Source organism: Vibrio nigripulchritudo ATCC 27043, assembly GCF_000222685.1.
Taxonomy (GTDB): domain Bacteria; phylum Pseudomonadota; class Gammaproteobacteria; order Enterobacterales; family Vibrionaceae; genus Vibrio; species Vibrio nigripulchritudo.
In genome coordinates this window covers 141,131-164,257 of sequence record NZ_AFWJ01000267.1, presented here as the reverse complement: position 1 = coordinate 164,257, position 23,127 = coordinate 141,131, and the positions used below count along the sequence as shown (strand labels likewise).

21 protein-coding genes are annotated in these 23,127 nt (G+C 40.7%); 16 read left to right on the top strand and 5 right to left on the bottom strand.

The window, feature by feature from the left end:
- Positions 1-55 precede the first annotated feature (55 nt).
- The 5 genes from rfaD to RH89_RS18910 all read right to left on the bottom strand — a co-directional run bounded on the left by rfaD (position 56) and on the right by RH89_RS18910 (position 5,003).
- Positions 56-997: an ADP-glyceromanno-heptose 6-epimerase gene (rfaD, locus tag RH89_RS18930; protein ID WP_004405466.1), complete on the bottom strand. Its 942-nt coding sequence runs from the start codon at positions 995-997 to the stop codon at positions 56-58.
- A gap of 88 nt (positions 998-1,085) precedes the next feature.
- Positions 1,086-3,299 carry a YjbH domain-containing protein gene (locus RH89_RS18925; RefSeq protein ID WP_004405465.1) on the bottom strand — a complete coding sequence of 738 codons (2,214 nt, stop codon included), beginning with the start codon at positions 3,297-3,299 and terminating at the stop codon, positions 1,086-1,088.
- Positions 3,299-4,021 carry a capsule biosynthesis GfcC D2 domain-containing protein gene (locus RH89_RS18920; RefSeq protein ID WP_004405464.1) on the bottom strand — a complete coding sequence of 241 codons (723 nt, stop codon included), beginning with the start codon at positions 4,019-4,021 and terminating at the stop codon, positions 3,299-3,301. The genes RH89_RS18925 and RH89_RS18920 overlap by 1 nt, the downstream gene beginning before the upstream one ends.
- Before the next feature lie 6 nt (positions 4,022-4,027).
- Positions 4,028-4,696 carry a YjbF family lipoprotein gene (locus RH89_RS18915; protein WP_004405460.1) on the bottom strand — a complete coding sequence of 223 codons (669 nt, stop codon included), beginning with the start codon at positions 4,694-4,696 and terminating at the stop codon, positions 4,028-4,030.
- 73 nt (positions 4,697-4,769) lie between these two features.
- On the bottom strand, positions 4,770-5,003 hold the full coding sequence (locus RH89_RS18910) for a hypothetical protein (protein ID WP_004405459.1): 234 nt from the start codon (positions 5,001-5,003) through the stop codon (positions 4,770-4,772).
- A 190-nt stretch (positions 5,004-5,193) separates the two neighbouring features.
- Between RH89_RS18910 and RH89_RS18905 the strand changes: the two genes are divergently transcribed.
- The 16 genes from RH89_RS18905 to RH89_RS18825 all read left to right on the top strand — a co-directional run bounded on the left by RH89_RS18905 (position 5,194) and on the right by RH89_RS18825 (position 23,028).
- Positions 5,194-5,823, top strand: a complete 630-nt coding sequence (locus tag RH89_RS18905; RefSeq protein WP_004405458.1) for a TetR/AcrR family transcriptional regulator — start codon at positions 5,194-5,196, stop codon at positions 5,821-5,823.
- A 383-nt stretch (positions 5,824-6,206) separates the two neighbouring features.
- The gene (locus RH89_RS18900; protein WP_038146671.1) at positions 6,207-7,532 is read left to right on the top strand and encodes a capsule assembly Wzi family protein; all 1,326 of its coding nucleotides are present in this window, start codon (positions 6,207-6,209) and stop codon (positions 7,530-7,532) included.
- An 85-nt stretch (positions 7,533-7,617) separates the two neighbouring features.
- Positions 7,618-10,248 carry an SLBB domain-containing protein gene (locus RH89_RS18895; RefSeq protein ID WP_004405456.1) on the top strand — a complete coding sequence of 877 codons (2,631 nt, stop codon included), beginning with the start codon at positions 7,618-7,620 and terminating at the stop codon, positions 10,246-10,248.
- A gap of 74 nt (positions 10,249-10,322) precedes the next feature.
- The gene (locus RH89_RS18890; protein WP_004405455.1) at positions 10,323-11,285 is read left to right on the top strand and encodes a Wzz/FepE/Etk N-terminal domain-containing protein; all 963 of its coding nucleotides are present in this window, start codon (positions 10,323-10,325) and stop codon (positions 11,283-11,285) included.
- Between the two features lie 412 nt (positions 11,286-11,697).
- On the top strand, positions 11,698-12,711 hold the full coding sequence (pseB, locus tag RH89_RS18885) for a UDP-N-acetylglucosamine 4,6-dehydratase (inverting) (protein ID WP_004405454.1): 1,014 nt from the start codon (positions 11,698-11,700) through the stop codon (positions 12,709-12,711).
- Between the two features lie 8 nt (positions 12,712-12,719).
- Complete coding sequence (gene pseC / locus RH89_RS18880; RefSeq protein ID WP_004405453.1) at positions 12,720-13,883, top strand: UDP-4-amino-4,6-dideoxy-N-acetyl-beta-L-altrosamine transaminase; 1,164 nt, start codon at positions 12,720-12,722, stop codon at positions 13,881-13,883.
- Positions 13,883-14,563 carry a pseudaminic acid cytidylyltransferase gene (gene pseF, locus RH89_RS18875; protein WP_004405452.1) on the top strand — a complete coding sequence of 227 codons (681 nt, stop codon included), beginning with the start codon at positions 13,883-13,885 and terminating at the stop codon, positions 14,561-14,563. The genes pseC and pseF overlap by 1 nt, the downstream gene beginning before the upstream one ends.
- Before the next feature lie 8 nt (positions 14,564-14,571).
- Entirely contained in the window at positions 14,572-15,648 is a 1,077-nt protein-coding gene (pseG, locus tag RH89_RS18870; protein ID WP_004405451.1) for a UDP-2,4-diacetamido-2,4,6-trideoxy-beta-L-altropyranose hydrolase, read from the top strand.
- Complete coding sequence (locus RH89_RS18865) at positions 15,626-16,270, top strand: formyltransferase family protein (protein WP_004405450.1); 645 nt, start codon at positions 15,626-15,628, stop codon at positions 16,268-16,270. Before pseG ends, RH89_RS18865 begins: the two co-directional genes overlap by 23 nt.
- A complete protein-coding gene (gene pseI, locus RH89_RS18860; RefSeq protein WP_004405449.1) occupies positions 16,263-17,324 on the top strand; it encodes a pseudaminic acid synthase in 1,062 nt (353 codons plus the stop codon). The genes RH89_RS18865 and pseI overlap by 8 nt, the downstream gene beginning before the upstream one ends.
- Complete coding sequence (locus RH89_RS18855) at positions 17,324-18,463, top strand: N-acetyl sugar amidotransferase (protein WP_004405448.1); 1,140 nt, start codon at positions 17,324-17,326, stop codon at positions 18,461-18,463. The genes pseI and RH89_RS18855 overlap by 1 nt, the downstream gene beginning before the upstream one ends.
- Entirely contained in the window at positions 18,453-19,073 is a 621-nt protein-coding gene (gene hisH, locus RH89_RS18850) for an imidazole glycerol phosphate synthase subunit HisH (RefSeq protein WP_004405447.1), read from the top strand. Before RH89_RS18855 ends, hisH begins: the two co-directional genes overlap by 11 nt.
- Before the next feature lie 9 nt (positions 19,074-19,082).
- Positions 19,083-19,802: a HisA/HisF-related TIM barrel protein gene (locus tag RH89_RS18845; protein WP_004405446.1), complete on the top strand. Its 720-nt coding sequence runs from the start codon at positions 19,083-19,085 to the stop codon at positions 19,800-19,802.
- Positions 19,803-20,015: 213 nt separating this feature from the next.
- On the top strand, positions 20,016-20,972 hold the full coding sequence (locus RH89_RS18835) for an adenine nucleotide alpha hydrolase family protein (protein ID WP_004405444.1): 957 nt from the start codon (positions 20,016-20,018) through the stop codon (positions 20,970-20,972).
- A 233-nt stretch (positions 20,973-21,205) separates the two neighbouring features.
- Positions 21,206-22,498 carry a hypothetical protein gene (locus tag RH89_RS18830; RefSeq protein ID WP_004405440.1) on the top strand — a complete coding sequence of 431 codons (1,293 nt, stop codon included), beginning with the start codon at positions 21,206-21,208 and terminating at the stop codon, positions 22,496-22,498.
- Complete coding sequence (locus RH89_RS18825; RefSeq protein ID WP_004405438.1) at positions 22,480-23,028, top strand: DapH/DapD/GlmU-related protein; 549 nt, start codon at positions 22,480-22,482, stop codon at positions 23,026-23,028. The genes RH89_RS18830 and RH89_RS18825 overlap by 19 nt, the downstream gene beginning before the upstream one ends.
- The last annotated feature ends 99 nt before the right edge of the window (positions 23,029-23,127 follow it).

The window sequence follows — 23,127 nt, the reverse complement described above, 5'->3', positions numbered from 1 at the left end:
ACTTTGCAGCAGTCTTTTGTACAGGCACTAATAATCTAGAGCCTGTATATAGATATTATGCATTCGCTAATTTCATATATTCTGCGACTCCCTGTGCAACCGTTTTGAATTGATGATCACACCCTGCCGCTCGTAGGTTGGACATATCCGCCTGAGTGTATTCTTGGTAAGCGCCTTTTAGATGTTCCGGGAATGGAATGGTTTCGACCTGGCCTTGACCGTGATGCGCGATAACTGCTTTAGCCACTTCTTTAAAAGATTCAGCCTGACCAGTGCCTAAATTAAAAATACCTGATGGACCGTTTTCCATAAACCACAAGTTAACCGCAGCCACATCACCCACATAGACAAAGTCACGCTTGAAATGCTCGCTACCTTCAAACAATTTCGGGTTTTTGCCAGCATTCATCTGGTTATTTAGATGAAAGGCGACAGATGCCATTGAGCCTTTGTGATCTTCTCTTGGCCCGTAAACATTGAAATAGCGAAAGCCAACCACTTGAGACAATTTTTCACCATGCGCTTTCGCATCTTGCCAGACTCTTCTTACATAGTTGTCGAACTGCTGCTTTGAGTATCCGTAAACGTTGAGTGCGCCTTCATATTGAGGCTCTTCCTTGAATACATCGGTTTCGCCGTAGGTAGCAGCAGAAGATGCGTATAGAAAAGGGATTTCGCGATCTAAACAGTAATGCAGGAGCTCTTTTGAATACTCATAGTTGTTGAGCATCATGTACTTACCGTCCCACTCGGTGGTTGCAGAACAGGCACCTTCATGGAAGATAGCGTCTATTGGACCCAAGTCATCGCCAGCCATGATTTGAGTCAGGAAGTCATCACGATCCATGTAATCGGCAATATCAAGATCAACCAAGTTTTTAAACTTTTTGCCATTCTTCAAGTTATCAACGACCAAGATGTCGTTGATGCCTTTTTCATTCAGGGCTTTGATAATGTTGCTGCCAATCATGCCAGCGCCGCCAGTTACAATGATCATGTTTCCACCAAGCTTAATATTGAATTGATGCGAGTGTACCAAATAAGGTGCTAAAAAATACAGAGGCATATTGCCTCTGTATGTCAGTTTAAGGTTGAGGGACGTTATTTTTCCTTGTATACCAAGGTGATGCAGAGTCGGTGATACTAAATAGATCATGCTCTTTGTTGAGTTTCTGCCCCCCATCTCGAGTCAGGGGTTGCCAGTCGAACTTAGCGCGATTTCGGCTAGGTTTGACTGTCATGACGTCAAATGGAATGGAGATATAAAAGCCTTTGGTAAAGCTGCCTTCTCCGAACTCTTCTGCAGAAAGGTTACTCATACTTGCGTATGCTCCAACAATAACACCACTTTTAAATTGCTTAGAGAAATCACCGCGTACACCAACGTCTTGAGCCAGATACTGACCGACGTCAATTCTGAACAGTGTGTCATCTAACCAGGACCATTTTGGCATATAATAGCCAGAAACAAATCCGGTGTAGCCTTTGTCTAGCACTTTGAATGAACGTCCGTCCTTTTCACTGAATTGATTTTCTTGCTGGTATACTCCAAACCAACTATTCGGATCTCTCTGCGTGATAAGGTTAATATCAGCCCCGACTGCCCAATTCTTTCCTTTTGGACGATACAACCATTCGGTTCCGACTCCGGCGAACATGCTCTCTAGATAACCCGCATAAGTTTGCTGATAAATACTGTCGCCAAAATTATCAAACCAGGTCAGTTGAAGCGTGTCCATGCGCACTGGGTTGTCATGGAAGTACATTCTGCCCAGCGAACGCACTCTTGGCGGCACTGTGGTGCCATCTGGCGGAACAATGAAATTCAGCTCTGGGTAGTTGTCGTATAGGTTTACTTGAATTGAACCAGAAGCTTGAAGTTGATTTGTTAACCAATAGCTGGCTTCACCGCGAATACCAAGATTGAAAATGTAAAACTCTTCGGGTTCTGCAATGGACTGACGAAGGGTTGGTGAAACACCATAGTAAAGGCGTTCAGAACCATCATGTAACAATCTGCCTGTCGTACGGGTATTTTCACTTGTCGTAGACGCATCCGAAATATGAGAATTGATGTAGTTTACATTCGCAACTTGGTCATATTTTTTTGCATCAATATCGACGGATTCTGTCGCAATGTGCTGTTGAGTATTAATCACTTTGTAGGTATCAATACTCTTTGGCAGTTGGTTGCGTAGAACTGCTGCAGCGCGTTCATGAGCAAGCTCAGAGTCGCGGTACTTTATCTGCTCACCTTCAATGACAATGGTATTTTCATCCAGGTAAGCTTTGGTATTCTCATAGCCTGCAACAATAGCAAGTTGCTTTTCTAGAGCTTGCCAATCAACGTCCGCCAATTCTTTTGGTTGGTTGTTACTTGGTCTCGGAATAGGCTCATCTCGCCATTGCGAAGCCAGTTCGTTGTAATTGGTACGCAAACTGACACCGGCTGAGACCGTGTCGCCTCGCTCGTAGCTTAATCGAAGGTCGATATTTCGGTGAGCGCGATAGATTAAACCAAAGTTCCATGGTGTATGCTGTGTCATATCGACTTCGTAGAAGTCACCCGGTCTAAATTTCGTTGGGAAATCTTCTGTGTAGTCGTTTGTGTCGTATTCAATTTTTAAACGCAATGGTTGGTAAGGTGTCTGGTATTCAACGCCACCATAAACCGCTGCTGGACCTTTGAACCATCGATGGTAGTCTACTTCACCGCCAGTACCGCCAAAGTCCTTCGGACGTTCGCAGAATTTACTGTTGGCTTTACAAAATGGGTTGGTCACGTTCCCATGCATGCCCATGTATCCCCAGCCCATACCGACGGTGAAATCGAACACGCCATAGTCATTGGTATAGACCTTCTTAGATGCAGCAATAAATTCCCCATCAAATAGGCCAGTACCGCCAAAATCTCGTACACCTGTTGCCACTTCGGGTAGCCAACGGCTTTCTTCCAACAATCGGAATTTAAAATCAATGCCTTTATCCAGATAGGGGCTATCCCCACTAAAATCTTGCGCACCCATTCTTTTGTTGGGAACAATCGCATAGCGAATAGTCGCTTCAAACCAAGGAAACAAAGCTATGGAAGCATTGTACATTCGGTATTCGCGGTTGATATTGGCACTGAGATTGAATTCACCTTCCGGAGCCATTCTTCCAGTCGGCATCTTTATCAATCCTACACCGCCAAAGTCCATTTGGGAGGGGACGTAGGTAACTGGCTGAAAATAATTACCACTTGAGGCGTTTGCGTAGAAGCATGCGAAGAGTGATGCAGTGATGACAGACAAGCGCATTACGGTTTCTCCACTGCGTATCTTAGAAGTTCGGCAATTTCTTTATTCAGATTTGGATTGTCTTTTGAACCGACAAAAATTTTAGCTCCAGGGTTAAGATAATATCGCTTGGGTTGCCAGTATCCAAGTTCTGTTTTGATAACTGTGCCATCGGAGTGGATAATGTACAACTCATCCAAATCACCAGATATAAGAGCTTCAAAAGAATCTAGGTAATGACTTAAATCTTGGCTGCTCACCATCAATAGAGAGTCAGGATTTTTAACGTATCCTAAAATTTGTACTGTGTTTTTTCGAGGGGAAACATATAAGTCATAGCTACCGGATAGCAATGGGTTGAGTCCTGGATTTAAGCGAAGCTCATCAAAATCGGTGCTAACCCACTCTCTTCCAACGTATTGAAAGTCTGTGAGTTGATTAAGCACTTTTGAGCTGTCGTCAGAGTTTTTTCGAGTCAGTTGTTTTGAAATCGAATGCCATAGAGTATCAACTTCTTCTTGTTTGCTACGACTAGCTAATATTGCAGCTGGGAAAAATAGGTTCTCTTTACTTTGAGCTTGGGTATCTGAGATGACTTGAGACAGGCGAGCTGGCACCATGTAGCTGAGGTTGGCCTGTTGATTAGGTAGATGAATTGTCAGTTGATGTGCGCTTAACGCATTGCTAAGAAAGAACAATAAAACAAAAGGACTACTTTTAAGTAGGGAGTAAAGTGTTTTCATAACGGACTACTCATTTGGAGCGAACGTTTTGAGAATAGTCATCTCAAATTTATTCATGTCAGGACCGATATACTGAATGGATTTCATGACTTTCCCATCGTTTGTAACCCAAAACAGGTTAGTAAAATTTGAGCTAAACGCTTTGAAACTGACTTTTTCTTCAATTTTTTGGGTCTCTAGCGTCCATTGACTTGTTGTTAGAGTCTCGCTTGCAACAAGCTTTGAGTTTACTGTTGCTTCGAATTGATAACGATAATCTGGTGACCAGTCATACACAGCATTCCAATGTCCTTGAGAGGATAACCCATTATTAAGACCTGACCCTGAAAGCTGCATTAGGTTGTCGTCATCAAATCCATTCGTTTTAACAATTCTCCCTTTTTCAGTAACGATAATCGAGCTGTCTGCGGAGACCCATTTTAATTGGGTATTACCTGTCTGGGGATTTAGGTCGGCGAACGCCAGAACCATAAAAACCTGTTTGCCATCGTTGATACGAACATAGGTACTAGCATAAGGAAGCTCTGATATTTCGTCAGATGAAAGTGTAACATCATCAGATGCTGTAAATGCTTCCGATAAGCTACTGCCTACATCTGTCATTTTTTGCGTACAACCTGACGCAAGAATTATCAATGCCGTAAAGGTTAAGATTTTTAAAGGTCTAAATTGCACAATTCTGATTTCCTAAATGCGCAGATAAAAAATCGCCCTGAACAAGTCAGGGCGATTGCAGTGCAGTGCGCGCTTATTGAGATACAGACGTAGAAGTCGTACCTGAATCAGCTACAGCTACTGCCACAACTGCCGCGGCTGCAACACCACCAACGATTGCAGTAGTAGTACCAACTGCAGCACCAGTAGCGCCAGCGCCACCTGCTGCACCGCCACCTGAAGCGGCTGTTGAGCTGCTTTCGCCAGCAGCAAAAGCGTTACCTGCAGCACCTAGTGCAACCAGCATTGCTAGAGCGATATGTTTCATTTTTTATCCTTACTAATTTACATCGATGTAATGAGGTGATGAAAATTACCTCAAGACTATTCTAGTGTACTGATTTAGAAAAAGTAAATAATCAGTAAGCAGATCAGACCAAGTTTATTGAAATTTTTTGTCAAACTAGAGTCTCGTTGTGTCGGGTCTTGGGAATGACTTACCATTAAATGGATATTATATGAAGACAAAATTAAAAATTGTGCTTACCGCCTTGGAGCTTTTTAATGAAAGGGGGGAGCGAAATATCACCACCAATCATATTGCCGAAAATTTAAACATAAGTCCTGGTAACCTTTATTATCACTTCAGAAACAAAAAAGAAATTATCCAAAGCATATATGATATCTACGAAAATGAACTTTTGACTTCATTTACACCTATAGAATCAGACAATTCGGTTAATCTTTTCGAAACGTATATGGGCAGTATCTTTAATATGATGTGGAAATATCGTTTTTTCTACTCAAATCTTCCGGAGCTCCTTTCCAATGATGCTGAATTGCATGCAAGGTACTCAGCTACTCAAAAGCGTTTGAGGGAGAATTTAAGGCAAGTCTGTCTTCTTTTTCGGGATGCCGAGCTACTAGCGATGAATGACAAAGAGCAAGAAGCAATTATCACAAATATGCATTTAGTCACCACTAACTGGTTTAACTATCAGGCAGCATTGAAACATGAGACAAAAGTCACGAAAAGTGACGTAATTAGTGGAGTTAAACAGATGCTGAGTGTTGTTCAGCCTTATGCAACATTAAAAGGAAACTCCGTCTTGTCGTCATGTATCGCTAAGAGTTTAAATAATGAATAGATATTACAACAGTTTAACTGGCGATGATTTGAAGTGATCTGTGTAGGTAGACCTTTCATTTTGTTTGAGATGATATTTGAAATTTCTTTCGTATAAATAAATAGTTACGCAGTTGCTCTAAATAAGCGTTCTATATAAAACCTCGAAGCTATGTGGCTTGAGTGTGTTTTTGAGATAAATGAATGATGTATTTTTATCAAATAGCAGAATAGGCACGTTGAGATTTGACTCGCAGTGTGGATAATGGTGACCCAAATAGTCGGCACGATATTAAGAAGATACCTAGAAAGTGCCGTGTTGAATACAATACTTGGATAGATGATACGTAATGTGGCTATGCGTTTGCTAATGGGCGGTAGCGTGTTTAAAAGACGAGTTGCATTATGACAGGACGCACCCTCGTGACAAATTCTCATTGCACTTCTTTGGCTTTGACAAGACCAGCTTTAACGCGATTAGCTGCTCTATCTTCACTATGTTTCACCCCAATGCATTCATTTTCCTCCCCATGGTTAGAAGCTACCGATCCTTTCCTTCGTTCAGATGTTGTCTTACTTTCTGACGCTGGTCTGTTCAATTCTTCAGTCAATCACTATCCCTTAAGATGGGCGACCATAGGAGATTATTTAAGCGGTTCTACTAATAACAATATAGAGTTAGAGCGACCCAAAGCGCATGTTGGCTATGCTTTGAACTCGGCAAAATATCAGCGCGGTAATCGCGCTGCCAAGGTCATCTTGGGAAGTCATGATCCTGAACTCAATAGCTTCGGGGAGTTTAACCAAAAGAAATGGGGAGCATATGCCAGTTATGAGTCTTTGGAAGATAGCTTTGCTTTCCGCGTATCTACTGGATATGCCAATCAAGCAAGTGAAAGCCAGTTTGTTTGGGATGATAGCTATCTTTCTTTAAATGCTGGGAAGTGGTTGCTTTCTTTCGGCGATTTAGACCGCTGGTGGGGGCAAGGCTGGCAACACAATTTAATATTGGGCAGTAATAGCGCTTCGAGTCCAGATTTAAGTATTAGTTATATTAGCAGTAATGACTACTTGGGTGGGTGGAGTGTTGAAAGTATCATCGGATTTACCGATGATTCCACCTATGAGCGGCACAACGCTTCTCGTTTCACGTTAAAACCCAGTCGTTGGTTAGATATCGGTATTACTTACCAAGCATGGTTTGATGGAGCGAATCTTGGAGGTGGTGAGCAGCAAAGTGCTTTGGATTTAAAATTCTCTCTACCAGAAATGAATGGAATGTATCACTCTGTCTATACTGAGCTAGCGTCAACTTCTGACATAACAAAGCTTGGCGCGTACCTTTATGGCTGGACTGGGCAGCTCGATTTATTTGACCAAACGTGGCGATTGGTTCTAGAAAAACAAAACTCAACAAAAGGCAAGCTTGACAGTGGTGATTCGCATTGGCAGAGAAATAATTACCCCTCATCTCATAATAATCAGATGCGAAGCACATACACTCTAGACAGCAGTGTTTCTGCGGCCTTATATATTCAGCTAGAAAACGATCACAAACTCAGTCTTGTTGTGCGGGATTCAAAGCAAGATCAGGAGCGAAGCAGTACGGGCCAGCTATCTTATCGATTACCTGCTTTAGCTGGTATGGTTCATGTTGGAGCTGGATATAGTCAAAATGATGAGCGAGAAAGTCAAACCTCATTTTGGACAGGCTATGAGTTCCGCTTCTAGTTATACGCGATATGTAAACAAATAAAATAAATGACATTTTGCTCGTGATATTAGTATCTGTGAGCTTTCAACAGTGACGTTAAGTATGAAAAACTCCTTCAAAACTCGATTCTTAGCTTTGTGTATATCAACCGTAAGTTTTAGTGGGATCGCAGCATCACCAACGGCAGCTCAGATGGCTCAATTTAAGAGTTTGCCTAAAGCCCAGCAGGAGCAATTGGCTCGTCAGTATGGAATTGAATTAAATGCGCTTCCTGGTGCAGAGCAAGCCGATTCTGATGACTCGCAAAAAATGACTAATGCTCCTGAAAGAGTAACGCCGAATATTCGTACGGCTGAAACTGATGCTAAAACTGAAGCTAGTCTAGATGACGATGAGCTCAAGGCATTCGGCTACGATGTTCTACTTGGCGAATCTCAGGGTTTTACGGCTATAGATAATCTTCCGGTACCGCTAGATTATGTTGTGGAATCTGGTGACGAGTTGAAAGTTCAACTATACGGCAAAACCAACCAAGAGTTTCGCTTAAAAGTTGATAGAGAAGGAAAGGTCTACTTTCCAGAATTTGGTCCAGTAGCCGTATCTGGTCAGTCCTTCGCTCAAATTAGAGAACAAATAAAACAGCTGGTAGAACAAAAAGTTTTGGGCGTAGATGTCGTTGTGACCATGGGCAATATGCGAACTATGCAGGTTTACATCGTTGGTGAATCAACGCAGCCTGGCGCATACAACGTCAATGGTCTTACAACAATGACACAGGCACTTGTTGCTAGCGGCGGTATAAAAGAGAGCGGAAGTTTAAGAAACATTCAGCTAAAACGCAAAGGCGCAATTGTTGCAACATTAGACCTTTATGCGCTCCTTATGGATGGCGATATATCGTCAGATGTACGCCTTCGTGCCGGTGATACACTCTTTATTCCAACGAAGTCGTCTACGGTTACCGTTGATGGACAGGTTTTAAGACCTGCTATCTATGAGCTTTCTGGTTCTACATCTTTAGAAAACGTATTATCGTTATCTGGTGGTATGCTGCCTCAAGCATATCTTTCCAAGATAAGTGTTCGTAGACAAACAGCTAGTGGTCAAGAGCAATTTACACTCGACATTACACAATCCTCAGGTCTTAATTTTATGGTTAAGTCAGGAGATGAAATTGAGGTTGCCACTTCCTCCAATAATCTTCAAGGTGCCGTCGCTATTCGTGGTGAAGTAGTCAGGCAAGGATCCATTGAATATAAGAAAGGGATGAGAATCTCAGATGTAATTGGCTCCGTTGAAAAGGATCTTAAACTTAATGCCGACCTAGAATATGCGCTTATCGTCCGAGAAATCAACGCTAACAGAGATATTGAAGTTCTCCAGTTTAACCTTGGTCAAGTTATAGAAAACAGAAGATCTAAAGAGAACTTGAGACTGAAAGAGCGAGACCAAATCTTTGTTTTCGATAATGGTTTAGAGCTTGGTTACTGGTACGGCACCCAAAAGAACAAAAAAGCCCAGGCTAAAAAGGGGTTGGTCGAGAAGCATCAAGAAATGATTGATGTCGAGACGGGAGCGGTTGTTATCAATGAAAGCGTCAATGAAATAAACGTTCAAGAAGCGGATACGATCGCGAATGCAGACAACATCAAACAATCAAGTCGTGAACAGTTGCTCAATCCAATAATCGAACGACTGAAAGCGCAATCAAGTTTTGAAGAACCAGCCAAGCTTGTGGAAATCTCAGGGGCTGTGAAGTTTCCGGGAACGTATCCGTTACCTGCTGGCGAAACGCTAATCAAGCTCCTTCAAGCCGCAGGTGGTTTGAGTGAAAGAGCCTACTTAACGCAAGCGGAGGTTACACGTAGCCAACGTACTGGCGAGAGCTTTGAGTCCCGCCACATACCATTCTCACTGCGTGATGTACTAGCTGGTAATTCGATGCTAGAGCTAAAAGCACAAGATCATATCGTAATTAAAACTCAGCCAAATTGGCAGCAAGATATGGTGGTTGAGCTTCAAGGTGAAGTTGTATTCCCTGGCAGATATAGCTTTCAACGCGGTGAGACACTAAGCGACGTAATCAACCGCGCTGGTGGCTTAACAGAATATGCATACGCTAAAGGTGCTGTGTTCAGCCGTGTAAGGCTTAAGCGTCAGGAGCAAGAGCGATTGAGGCTGCTTAACATGCAGCTAAAGCAAGAGATAGGCAGCCTTGCACTTAGAAGGCAAAGTTCATCCGCAACTTATACAACTCCCCCTGCACAGGCTATGGAAATTGCAGAAGAGCTTTCAAAAACCGAGGCGGTTGGACGACTTGTTATCAACTTATCTGAAGCAATGGCAAAAGATCCAATATCTGACGTAATGCTTGAAAAAGGTGACAAGCTGTATATTCCAGCGAAGAATCCAACGATCAGTATTATGGGAGAAGTTCAATATGCTTCTAACCATACCTTTCGCCCAAGTATGACAGTGGAAGAATATTTGCAATCAGCGGGTGGTACTAAAAAGCAGGCAGATACAGATCGTATCTATATAGTTAGAGCTGACGGGTCTGTAATGCTACCAAACAATTCATTCTGGTTTAGTCGCAAAGACAAGCCACTGGCACCAGGTGACACGATTATAGTGCCAATTGATACTGATTACTTAGATGGACTAAGTACATTGACGTCAGCTACCCAAATTCTTTACCAGATTGGTGTTGCTTGGAAGGCAGTTACAGATTAATTAATGATTACAACTATTTTCTAAATATGTACTTGGAGCACGATTATTTACGTGTTCCGTTTTTAGGTATCAATATGAATCAACGATCACCGCTAAACCAACCGTCTCCGCCTTATTATCCTCAGCCCTCGATTTCTGAAAATCACGAAATTGATTTAAGAGAGTTGTTTTCAGCTCAATGGAAAGGGAAGTGGATAATCATTTTATTTACTATTACTTTTGCCGCGGGCGGTGTCCTCTATGCGCTTTCAAAGCCTAATATCTATAAAGCAACTGCGGTTTTGGCTGCTACCAGCGATAGTCGGAAAGGAGGTATGGCGACCATGGCATCACAATTTGGTGGCTTAGCATCTCTAGCAGGCATCAATCTTGGGGGAAGTGGGAGCGATAACACAGCCATTACCCTTGCAGTACTTCAGTCTCGACAATTTATTAATTACTTTATCCAAAAGCACAATTTATTGGTGCCACTAATGGCTTCGGCTGAATGGCACAAAGACAGTGGAGAGCTTAAACTCAATCCCGACTCATATGATATCTCAGTCAAGCAATGGGTTCGACAGGTACCAGCTGGTCATTCGGTTGTCCCAACAGATTGGGAGTCTTATAAGGCTTTTAGAGCCATTTTGTCAACTTCGGTCGCAAAGGAAACGGGTTTAGTTAGCGTCTCAATTACCCATCAATCTCCAATAATTGCACAACGTTGGGTTGAGTTATTGATTGCTGATATAAACGCATGGATGAAAGATAAATCTTTAAACGAAACTAAACGAAATATTGGTTATTTAGAGCAGCAATTGAACAAGACTAACATAGCTGATATGCGAACAGTTTTCTTTCAATTAATTGAAGAGCAAACTAAAAATTTAATGTTGGCCGAAGTTGAAACAGAGTTTGCATTCAAAGTATTAGACCCAGCAGTAGTACCAGAGGAGAAGACTGGGCCAAAGCGAGCACTAATATGCGTGTTAGCGACGTTACTGGGAGGGATGGCAGGCATCGGATTTGTTTTAATCAGGTATATTTTTAAGAGATAAAATATTTGTTTGCAGTGTAAGAACAACTAGTTTCAAGGGTGTTTTCAGTTAGTGAGGACTGTTGTGATGATGCCGGAAATGGAGATATCACGTCTAGTGGTACGTGCTGCATATGAATTAAGAATAAGCTAGAAGGTTTTACCCACATAGTGATAGATTTCAGTGAAGTGAAATAATTTTGTGCTAGAACAAGCTAAAATTGGTCAAAAGTGCGCCAGCAGTTTTAACTCTCCCCGACTGCAGGAAAATTTCTCGACGTGGTATCAAACTTAAATGGATGCAATGTGCAGAATATAAAATTACTTAAGTAAGGTTCTTGCAATCCAGTAATGACGGGGAAGATTATTCGGTGTCAGTGTTCTTTTTATTCCTTCCGATAAATGAAATACAAATATGTTAAAAGAGTATATAAATGTTAAATAACAAAGTAGTTTTAATTACTGGTGGCACAGGCTCATTCGGTAAGCAGTTCATCAAAACGATACTAGAGCGTTACACTGAAGTTAAAAAAATTATAATCTTTTCTAGAGATGAACTGAAACAGTTTGAAATAAAACAACAATATCCTCAAAAAGACTACCCACAACTTCGCTTCTTTATTGGTGATGTTCGTGACCGCAACCGTATGGTTCAAGCTTGTGAAGGTGTTGACGTGATCATTCATGCCGCCGCAATCAAACAAGTTGATACGGCTGAGTACAACCCAACGGAGTGTATTCGAACGAATGTAGATGGTGCTGAGAACGTAATTAACGCGGCATTAACTTGTGGTGTAAAAGATGTTGTAGCGTTATCAACTGATAAAGCTTGCGCGCCAATCAACCTTTATGGTGCGACTAAACTGGCATCAGATAAGCTATTTACAGCAGCAAATAACATCAAAGGCTCAAAAGATATTCGCTTTAGTGTTGTACGCTACGGTAACGTAATGGGGTCTCGCGGTTCAGTGATTCCATTCTTTTTGAACAAGCGCACGGAAGGTGTATTACCAATTACTCATGAAGAGATGACACGCTTCAATATTTCATTGCAAGATGGTGTGAATATGGTGATGTACGCTCTCGAAAACCATCTTGGTGGCGAGATATTCGTACCCAAAATTCCATCATACAAGATCTTAGATATCGCCGAAGCGATTGCTCCTGAATGTGAGACCAAAGTGGTTGGCATTCGTCCTGGAGAGAAACTGCATGAAGAAATGATCACAGATACAGACTCTCTAAATACGATCGATCTTGGTAAGTATTACGCCATTCTACCTTCTGTATCGTTCACTTATACGGAGCAAGAGTATCTAGATCACCACAAAGCTGAAAAAGTACCGTTTGGCTTCAAATATAACTCGGGTACAAACACAGAGTGGGAGAGTATTGAAAGCCTACGCGAGCTAATTAAAGAACACGTTGATCCAAACTTTACAGTGTGAGAACAGTAGTGATTCCTTACGGTAAGCAAGATATTAATCAACAAGACATTGATAGTGTTGTTGACGTTTTGAACTCAGACTTTTTAACTCAGGGGCCTCAAGTTCCAGCATTTGAGCAAGCACTTATTGAGCATACTGGTGCTAGTTATGCACTAGCGGTTAACAGTGCAACATCAGCGTTACACATTGCTTGTATTGCTTTGGGCTTAGAGGAGGGAGATTGGCTTTGGACTTCTCCAATTACCTTTGTTGCGTCAGCAAACTGTGGTTTGTACTGTGGCGCAAAGGTCGACTTTGTTGATATTGACCCTGACACTTACAATATGTGTCCAAAACGCTTAGAAGAAAAGTTAATTCAAGCGAAAGCTGAAGGTAAGCTTCCAAAAGTTGTTGTACCAGTGCATTTATGTGGTCAACCATGTGATATGAAAGCGATTGCTAAGTTGGCAAAAGAATATAACTTTAAGGTAATTGAAGATGCATCCCATGCTATTGGTGGCAAATATCAAGATTTACCGATAGGGAATTGTAAATACTCTGACATTACAGTATTTAGCTTTCATCCGGTCAAAATTGTAACGACAGCGGAAGGTGGTGCCGCAATGACTAACCAAAAAGCCTTGTCTGATAAGATGACTTTGCTTCGTAGCCATGGGATTACTCGTGACTCAGAGCAAATGGAAGGTGAAAGCCACGGTGGTTGGTACTACCAACAGATCGATTTAGGATTTAACTACCGTATGACAGAACTTCAAGCTGCGCTGGGTGTTTCCCAGATGAAACGTTTAGACGATTTTATTACGGCACGTCACCAACTTGCAGAGCGCTATAATGAGTTATTGAAGACACTACCTGTAGTATTGCCGTATCAGTTGGAGAATACTTACTCTGGTCTTCATCTTTATGTGATCCGGTTACAGTTAGATAAGCTATCTTTGACACACAAAGAAGTGTTTGATGCTTTGAGAGGAAAAGGGGTTGGGGTGAATTTGCACTACATTCCTGTTCACACTCAGCCATATTATGAAAGAATGGGCTTCAGTGCAGGAGACTTCCCAGAGTCTGAGCGCTATTACAGTGAAGCTATTTCTCTTCCTATGTTCCATTGTATGACGGAAGAGCAGCAAGATACGGTTGTTCAGGTACTTACTGAAATTTTGCAGGGGTGCTAATGAAAGTCGCGATTATTCCAGCTCGAGGTGGTAGTAAGCGCATACCGAGAAAAAACATTAAGCCATTTCACGGTAAACCGATGATCGCTTATTCGATAGAAGCTGCTAAAGCATCAGGTTGCTTTGATAAAGTGATAGTCTCGACGGACGATTCAGAAATTGCAGAAGTCGCGAAAACATATGGTGCGGATGTACCGTTTCTTCGTCCCAAAGATATTTCTGATGATTATGCGACCACCATGGATGTAATGGAGCATGCTATCCGATGGTGTAAAAGTGAAGGTTGGCAGATAGATGCAGTCTGTTGTTTGTATGCAACTGCGCCGTTTATTTTGCCTGAAGATCTTCAGAAAGGTTACGAACTAATTCGTGACGATACGGTACAATTCGTATTTAGTGCCACATCATTTCCGTTTCCAATTCAGCGCGCAATAAAGCTTGATGAACAAGGCTCTGTTTCGATGTTTTCACCTGAAAATGAACAGGTAAGGTCACAGGATCTTGAAGAAGGCTACCATGATGCTGGTCAGTTTTATTGGGGACAAACTACAGCGTTTTTAAACAAGCTATCGATTTTCTCTCCACATTCTAAAGTTGTACTTCTGCCTAGGTGCCGTGTTCAAGATATCGATACTCCCGAGGATTGGGAGTTGGCAGAGAAGCTGTTTAGTATTCTTTAGTAAGCACTATGAAAAAAGTAATCTTTCGTGTGGATGCATCTGTTTGGATTGGTAGTGGGCATGTAATGCGCTGCTTGGTCTTAGCTGATGAGCTAACTAAGCACAGCTATCAAGTAGTTTTTGCGTGTCTCCCTCAAGAAGGGGATTTGTGTCATTTTATTCAAGAGCGTGGATACTCGGTTATCAAACTCACGCCACCAGAATGTCAGATCACCCCAAAGAACAGTAGCGATTATCTAGGTTGGCTTCAACGTAGTGTGAAAGAGGATGCTGATGACTTGCTTCCACATTTAGACGGCGTGGATTGGGTCATAAGTGATCATTACGCGCTAGGTCACGATTGGCAGAAGCAAATAAAGCAGCGTACTGGTGTTCGTATATTAGCCATTGATGATCTTGTTAGAAAACACTATGCCGATATTGTAGTCGACCAAACTCTGTCTAGAAAAGCCATTGGGTATAAAACAGCGGGTAAGGTGCTCGCTGGTGTAGATTATGCGTTGTTGAGTCCTAAATTCAGTGAGTTTAGAAGCTCTGCAGAAAACAGGCAGCCAAACCTGGATACCCCGAAGATTTTGATTTCGATGGGAGGTGTCGATTTACCTAATGCGACATTTCAAGTGTTGGAGTCTCTTGAGCGTGAAAACGTTTGTGCCAAAATTACAGTATTAATGAGTTCGCGGTCTCCACATTACAATCAAGTTTCCGATTGGTGCAAGACTAAAGGCAATATTAAACATATTGATTTTACTAATGATATGGCTCAAATGATGTTGGATCATGATATCGCAATAGGTGCTCCGGGGAGCACTAGCTGGGAAAGAGCTTGTTTGGGGTTACCCAGTATCGTAGTGCCGTTAGCGGATAATCAAAAAGATATTTGTCATCAGTTGGTCACCGAGAATTTATCTCGTAAGGTTGAACTGAGCTCTATCGGAAGTGAGTTATTTCACACTTATATAGAAGTGTGTTCAGACTGGCATCAAATGCACTTAAACAATTTAAGAGTATGTGATGGTTTAGGTACTCGTAGAGTTGTGTCAGAAATCATAGAGTTAGAGAATGAAAATAACAATTTTATGTAGTGATAGCAGCCACCCAGTTTACAAGTATTTGCATCATTGGCAAAAAGTAAATGAGAGTAAGTACGATATTAAGATATTGAATTCTGTGAATTCAATACGAGAAGGTGGAGATATTCTTTTTTTGATTTCTTGTTCCGAGATTGTTAGACAAGACATAAGAGATAAATTCAACTTTACATTAGTGCTACATGCGAGTGATTTACCTCAAGGGCGAGGTTGGAGCCCTCATATTTGGGACGTGTTAAATGGATCACAAGAGCTGACACTCTCATTACTAAACGCTGAAGATAGCGTAGACACAGGTGACATTTGGCAGAAATTGAAAATACCATTGGATGGTCTCGAGCTGTATGACGAAGTGAATAGCAAGTTATTCGAAGCTGAACTTCAGTTGATGGATTGGGCGTGTGAAAATATTTATACCTCACAACCAGAAAGCCAACCAATCAGCGAGAGTCATTATTATAGGAAAAGGGCTCCAGAAGACAGTCAAGTTGATATTAATGAAAGTATAGTCTCTCAATTTAACCTGCTACGCATCAGCGACCCAGATAGATACCCTGCTTATATTGTAGTGCAAGGACAAAAATACAAAATTCGATTGGAGAAAGTCGATGACTAACACATTTATAGAAATTGATGGCAGAAAGATAGGTTTAGATTATAAGCCATATATTATTGCTGAACTTTCTGCCAACCATAATGGCGATATCAATAATGCATTTAAGATTATTGAAATGGCCAAAAAAGCTGGTGCTGATGCTATAAAGCTTCAAACTTATCGTCCAGATACGATCACGATTGACTGTGATAAAGAAGACTTTCAGATCCACGGTGGCTTATGGGATGGAAATAGCCTTTACCAACTTTACGAGTGGGCCCATACTCCGTGGGAATGGCATGAAGCATTATTTGAGAAAGCAAAAGAGGTAGGAATCACGATCTTCAGCTCCCCTTTTGACTTTACAGCTGTTGACCTGCTTGAAGAGTTGAATGCACCAGCATATAAAATTGCTTCTTTCGAACTGGTTGATCACGCTTTAATTGCGAAAGTGGCTAAAACTGGTAAGCCTATGATCATGTCAACTGGAATGGCAAACAAAGAAGAGATTTACGAAGCTATTGCTGTTGCAAAAGACAACGGTTGTAAAGAGCTTGTTGTTTTACACTGCGTTAGTGGCTACCCAGCTCCCGCAGATCAATATAACTTGCGAACGATAAAAGACATGCAAAGTCGCTTTAATGTTCTGTCTGGCTTATCTGATCACACTATTGATAATGCAACGGCAGTAGCATCAGTTGCTTTAGGTGCATGTTTGATTGAGAAACACGTTACACTTGATCGAAATGGTGGAGGTCCAGATGATAGTTTCTCTTTGGAACCACAGGAGTTAGAAGCTCTTTGTAAAGACACTAAAACTGCATGGCAAGCTCTTGGTCAAGTTAATTATGAAAGAACTGAAGCTGAAAAAGGCAATGTAAAGTTTCGCCGTTCTCTTTACGTTGTAAAAGATGTAGCTGAAGGTGAGATGCTTACGTCAGAAAATGTTCGAAGTATTCGCCCTGGATTTGGACTTGCTCCTAAACACTATGAAGCAATCTTAGGAAAGAAAGTCGTGCAGAACATTGTGCGAGGAACGCCTCTTACTTTTGATGTGATTGAGACTGTTAAGTAATGAAATATTGTCAAAAATGTTTGACGACAGACTTACGACCTAATGCGTCTTTGTCAGGTGGGATTTGTATTGCTTGCCGATATTCCGCTTCAGAACACCACGACAACGTGGGATTGAAGCTTAATTTGCTTCGAGACAAGATCCAAAAAAGTCGTCAAAAGCAAAGGAATAAAGGGGCTTACGATTGCATCGTTGGCGTTAGTGGAGGTAAAGACAGCACGCGTCAGGCTCACTGGGTTAGGGATCGGTTGGGGTTAAGACCTTTATTGGTTTGTTGTGCCTACCCACCAAAACAGATGTCTGAAATTGGCGCTAAAAATCTCACCAACCTGATTGAAATGGGATTTGATGTGATAGCTGCGACCCCAGCCCCTCAAACGGCCGCTCAGCTTGCTCTAGAGTCGTTTAAGCAATTTGGTAACGTATGTAAGTCAACGGAAATGTCTCTGTTCTCAACTGTTCCTCGTTTGGCTATTGAGTTAGGTGTTAATACCATCTTTTGGGGGGAGAACCCTGCCTTACAAGTTGGCGATGCTGCTGTAGAGGGGTTTGATGAGTTTGATGGCAATAACTTACGCCGTCTAAATACACTCACTGCTGGCGGAACTGATTGGCTGAAAGAGGCTGTTAAGTACCCTTATCATGCCGAGCATTACTTATACCCAGATGAAATTGAGTTTGAGCGAAAGAAAATTAATATTTTCTACTTAGGTCCTGCGTGGGATGACTGGAGTAATGATGATAACTCTACATACGCATCGTTACAGGGGCTTACTTTACGCCCAGGAGAAGAGTTAGAAACGGGAGATCTTTCCAATGCTTCTATGCTTGATGAAGAATTTACTAATATCAACATGATGCTTAAGTACTACAAGTTTGGGTTTGGTCGAGCAACGGATGCGGTGAACGAAAAAATCCGTTCTGGTAAACTCACGCGTGAACAAGGTATTGAGATCGTGGAAAAGCACGATGGTCTTTGTTCTGACCGTATTGTTAAGAGCTATTCGGACTATGTCGGAATAACGGTTGATGAGTTTTGGAACATTGCCAATAAATGGGTGAACACTTCTATTTTTGATATTCGCTTTGGTCAACGCCCAATCAGAAAGTTTACTGTCGGTGTCGATTATGAAGGTTGATATCTTAGATATTGGCAGTGGTAATATTCGTTCAGTCAAAAACTGGATTGAGAATTCAAACGTTTCCACGCGGATTGTCACTCAGCCTGATGATATACAGTCTGAAATGTTAGTATTACCCGGTGTTGGTTCCGCGGGCTCTTATATGCAACGTATTAAGGCTGGTAATTTTGATGAAGCGATCAAGGCTCATGTTGATAAAGGTTGTCGACTAATGGGGATCTGTTTAGGTTTTCAGATAATGATGGAATACTCAGAAGAAGATGGGCATGTTGAAGGCTTAGGGTTTCTTGATGGACATGTAGAACGTCTGATTGGGCAAGTGTCCCATAACTCATGGGAACCACTTTCCTTCCGTCGTCAAGATATGGCAGGGCAGTCATTTGGCTGTAGGCATCAACTTACACAAAAGCGCATTTTCAATGGACGTGTTTTTTACAACCATGAATATGGTGTGATTAATAAAAGTCAAGACGCTTTTTCTCTTCCAGTGAGTAGAGCATTTTCTCAATACAGTGGTTTGTTGGTTAAAGACAATATCATTGGTATTCAGTTTCACCCGGAAAAAAGTCAAATCTCGGGTACAGACTTAATCAACATGATCCTATAGGGAGCAAACATGCGAGTTGGTTCTACCGTATTATTGCGTGCCCAGCGTTGTGTGCAGTCTTACCATTGGAGTGCTTTGCGACCGCTTGGAGACTTACAAAGTGTGTTGGATTCATTGGAGGAATACCAATGTGATGAAGTCGCAATCATTCGTCCTGTAAGAGGCCAAGATACGTTTGCTCAGTTTGAAGCAGATATTCAAGTATTACATCGGTTGAAGACGATGACACCAATTAGTTTTGGTGGGGGAATTCGTTCGCTTAAGCATTTAGCTTTATTGAATGACTTACCTGTTGAAAGGTTGGTTTTCTCTTCAGCATTTTTAGCTAAAGACCATGCGTTATTGGATGAAGCCAAGAACCTTTTTGGTCATCAGGCTATTCAATGCTTGCTACCAATAAGAGCACTTAATGGGGACTTTGAAGTTTTCTGTTCCGAAAAGTCGGCCTTTGTTACCATTGATGATGTTGACTTTTCTTTCATTCAATCTTACGCGAATGAGATTATCTTGTTTGATGTTACATCTGAAGGTGAACATAACAAATTTGACTTTGAGTTATTGTCAACAATACCAATTGAAAATAGCAAACTCATTGTGAGTGGTGGTATTGGTCACGAGTCTGTGAGAATAGCGAGCGAGAAAGGTCTTGCTTCTGTATTGATTGATAACAAGGTCTTACATAAAGAATATTCGATTACGAGCTACAAACATGCTACCAAATTGTCCTAAATGTCACTATCCTCTTAATCACCCATTTGGGCTCACAGTCAATGGGCGAGAATGCTCAGGGTGTTTGACTCATAAAGAAAAAGATCAGATCAATTGGGATGATAAAGCGAAAGAGCTTGAATTTATCTTAGAACGATTTAAAAAAAATATAGTGGGTATGACTGTGTTGTCCCTGTTGTTGGTGATGCTGAAGATTATTATACCCTGAGTAAAGTGCTAAATGCTGGTCTGTCCCCTTTAGTTGTTTGTGTAAATGACTATTTCAAAAATGATATTGGTTGGCATAATCTCCACAATTTGATTACCCACTTTGACGTCGATTCTTTCGTGTTTAACCCTGACATGCGAGTGTATAAAGACCTCGTTCGTACATCGCTTCGTAAACTCGATCATATAATGCTCCCATTTTTACAACTGCATACGGCTTTTCCTGTGCATGTTGCTCATGAAAGGAAAATCCCACTCATTATTTGGGGGCAAAATCAAGCCGTCGAGCAGGTGGGGAAGTTCTCTCACCATGATACTGTAGAAATGAGCCGTTGGAGTCGTCGAGAGCACGATTTGTTTAACGTAGAAATTGAGTGTCTCATTGGTAATGGTGCACAAGTAAACGAACGTGATTTGAATTATTATCGCTATCCAGAAATAAGTTCAATTTCTCGTAGTGGAGTTCGAGGGCTCTATTTGAGTAACTACATGCGTTGGGATCCTCTAGCTCAAAATCAGGCAATGATAAAGCATGGGTTTCAGCCTGAGCAGAATAATTCATCATTTGACATCTATGAGAGAGCAGGTAGCTCGGTTTATTACAATCTACATGATATTCTAAAGTATAAACGTATTGGCTATAGAAAAGTAACAGATCACGTAGCTAGAGAGATTCGACATGGGAGGATCTCTGCCGAAGAGGGTAAATGGATATCGGCTCAATACACGAATTCAAAAGTTTATATTAAACCGTTTTTTGACTGGTTAGGTGTAACATCAAGCGGATACGAATGGTATAAACTTCACAAGTTGAATAATCTAAGTCATCTAATTACTGAGGATAATAATTTTCTAGGAAGTATAAACTTACCAAATGGATTGACTAAGAGATTAACTTCACCGAAGAATAAAAATAGAGACTTTATTGTCTTTGGGAAAGGTTGTTATATAGCGGGGCAATAGTGTTAAATGAGTTTTTTGAACAGCATATTATATAGAATTGAAAACTTCTCTCCAAGTAAAGATATTTGGATCCCTAAAAAAAGTGAGTACAGAAGAAATAGTAACGAAGGAATTAATATAGCTATAGAGTGCTTTACCGGGTATGATGTTTTAAATTTCTATTATGTAGTGCTTTTATCCAACTTACTAAAAGAAAAAAAATAAACAAAATCTTTCTGGTTTATAAGAACTCTATGGATAAACATCTATGGCAAAATAAATTTTTGAAAAACTATTTAGATGCAGAAGAAGTTACACTATTTGAACGGGGAATAAATGAAGATGATATTTCAAATTTTACTAAACAGTTCAAGTATATAACAGATGTGAAGTTTAATGGATTTAATGTAGGGCAAGATATTTATTTTAGCAAACTTAGAAATTCTAAAGTTGGGCGGTATAGTTTAGATATTTATCGTTATAGAAAAGAAATTAAGCAGTTCTTAAGTCGTTATATGGCAATGAATGAGATTTTAGATAAAAATAATATTAACTGCTTATTGATATCAGATATCGCATATACATCCTTTTTGCCCGTCTTTATAGCTTCTTTGAATAAAAACATAAACACAATAGTGTCATTTCCCTACGGAAAAACTGGTAAAATAGGTGGAAGAAGCTACGTTAGCCAATCTGACTATAATAATGTAGTAAGAAGATTTCCGTTTTCTTTTAACGAATCAACTTGGTCTAAAGCACAAGCAATTGATTGTTTAGCAATTGAAGAATTTGTTAGCAGACGCTTTGAAGGAAGAACAGAACTCTTTGATGGAGGTTATCAAAAAGATAAGTGCTCGGGAATTAGATCAATGAATATGAAAGAAAACAGATTTATTGCTTTAGTCGCCTGTCATCTAGTATGGGATAACCCTGGTTACGAAAGCTTGTTTAATGACTATATTGATTGGTTAATACAAACACTCAAAGTTGCAGAAAAAAGAAATGATGTTAACTGGATTGTCAAGTCTCACCCTTCAGAAAAACATTTGGGAACAAATGAGCAAGTAGCTACAATTCTCAATGACGTATTTGATGGTGATATACCTCAAAACATATACTTTTTGGATTCTGACACAGACGTGAGCACCTTTCAATTGATTGAAGAAGTTGACTTTATAGTTACTTGTAGAGGAACAATTACATTTGAAGCTGCATCATTGGGAAAAAAGGTAGTGACAGCGGGAGATGGTCCTCACACTGGATTAGGTATAGCAGAAGAGTTTAGTAGTGCAACCGAATATATAACATACTTGGAAGGAGTTAAAGACTTCTCATTTGACAATATGGATGTAGCAAAGCGTGCAATGTATACCTACATGGAAGTTAAAGCCGCTCAATCTAGCGTGCTGAAATCATATTTTGACAACACAGTTTCGATGAAAGAAATACGCGATAGTGGTTTGTCAGACAAAGCACTTGAAATGGTACATAATTTATTATTGAAGAATGAAAGCAAAGATATAGTATCATGTTGTTCAAAATCTTGAAGAAAATTAAATCTAAACTCATCAAATCAAAGCTTAGCAATTTAGGTAATGTCCAATATGCTTATGGAGTAAGCCCTGATATATCTAGGCTACATTTAGGCGAGGGTTCAATATGTCGAGCTTTGGTAAGTTTTGAGAGAAATGAATCAGTGTTGCATCTAGGGAATAACAGTTCTATTGGAGCCGGAACTATATTGTCCATAGCTGATTCGGTAATTATTGGTAATAATGTATTAGTATCATTCAACTGTCTTTTTACTGATAATAACGGGCATTCATTGAGACCAGAAATCAGAATAAATGACTTGCCAGATTACTTAGTCGGTAAGCCTAAAGACTGGTCTGATGTTCAAATATCGAGAATTACGATTGGCGATAACAGTTGGATTGGTGCTGGTGTGATTATATTAAAGGGTGTGACGATTGGGAAAAATGTCATAGTAGGGGCTGGAAGTGTTGTAACGAAGGATATTCCCGATAATACTATAGCGTCAGGAAACCCTGCGAAAGTAGTAAGAGATAATGTTTAAAACAGCTCTAATATATATAATATTTACGGCTATAGGGCGGTCAGGGGCATTTCTACTACTTCCACTATTAACTGTAAATATGACCAAGACCGATTTTGG

Coding starts and splice junctions, on each gene's coding strand:
- pseB (WP_004405454.1), top strand. CDS start 11,698: ATGTTAAATAACAAAGTAGTTTTAATTACTGGTGGCACAGGCTCATTC.
- RH89_RS18895 (WP_004405456.1), top strand. CDS start 7,618: ATGAAAAACTCCTTCAAAACTCGATTCTTAGCTTTGTGTATATCAACC.
- RH89_RS18905 (WP_004405458.1), top strand. CDS start 5,194: ATGAAGACAAAATTAAAAATTGTGCTTACCGCCTTGGAGCTTTTTAAT.
- RH89_RS18865 (WP_004405450.1), top strand. CDS start 15,626: ATGAAAATAACAATTTTATGTAGTGATAGCAGCCACCCAGTTTACAAG.
- pseI (WP_004405449.1), top strand. CDS start 16,263: ATGACTAACACATTTATAGAAATTGATGGCAGAAAGATAGGTTTAGAT.
- RH89_RS18845 (WP_004405446.1), top strand. CDS start 19,083: ATGCGAGTTGGTTCTACCGTATTATTGCGTGCCCAGCGTTGTGTGCAG.
- pseG (WP_004405451.1), top strand. CDS start 14,572: ATGAAAAAAGTAATCTTTCGTGTGGATGCATCTGTTTGGATTGGTAGT.
- RH89_RS18825 (WP_004405438.1), top strand. CDS start 22,480: ATGTTGTTCAAAATCTTGAAGAAAATTAAATCTAAACTCATCAAATCA.
- RH89_RS18855 (WP_004405448.1), top strand. CDS start 17,324: ATGAAATATTGTCAAAAATGTTTGACGACAGACTTACGACCTAATGCG.
- rfaD (WP_004405466.1), bottom strand. CDS start 997: ATGATCATTGTAACTGGCGGCGCTGGCATGATTGGCAGCAACATTATC.
- RH89_RS18900 (WP_038146671.1), top strand. CDS start 6,207: ATGACAGGACGCACCCTCGTGACAAATTCTCATTGCACTTCTTTGGCT.
- RH89_RS18830 (WP_004405440.1), top strand. CDS start 21,206: ATGGATAAACATCTATGGCAAAATAAATTTTTGAAAAACTATTTAGAT.
- RH89_RS18890 (WP_004405455.1), top strand. CDS start 10,323: ATGAATCAACGATCACCGCTAAACCAACCGTCTCCGCCTTATTATCCT.
- pseF (WP_004405452.1), top strand. CDS start 13,883: ATGAAAGTCGCGATTATTCCAGCTCGAGGTGGTAGTAAGCGCATACCG.
- RH89_RS18920 (WP_004405464.1), bottom strand. CDS start 4,021: ATGAAAACACTTTACTCCCTACTTAAAAGTAGTCCTTTTGTTTTATTG.
- RH89_RS18925 (WP_004405465.1), bottom strand. CDS start 3,299: ATGCGCTTGTCTGTCATCACTGCATCACTCTTCGCATGCTTCTACGCA.
- RH89_RS18910 (WP_004405459.1), bottom strand. CDS start 5,003: ATGAAACATATCGCTCTAGCAATGCTGGTTGCACTAGGTGCTGCAGGT.
- hisH (WP_004405447.1), top strand. CDS start 18,453: ATGAAGGTTGATATCTTAGATATTGGCAGTGGTAATATTCGTTCAGTC.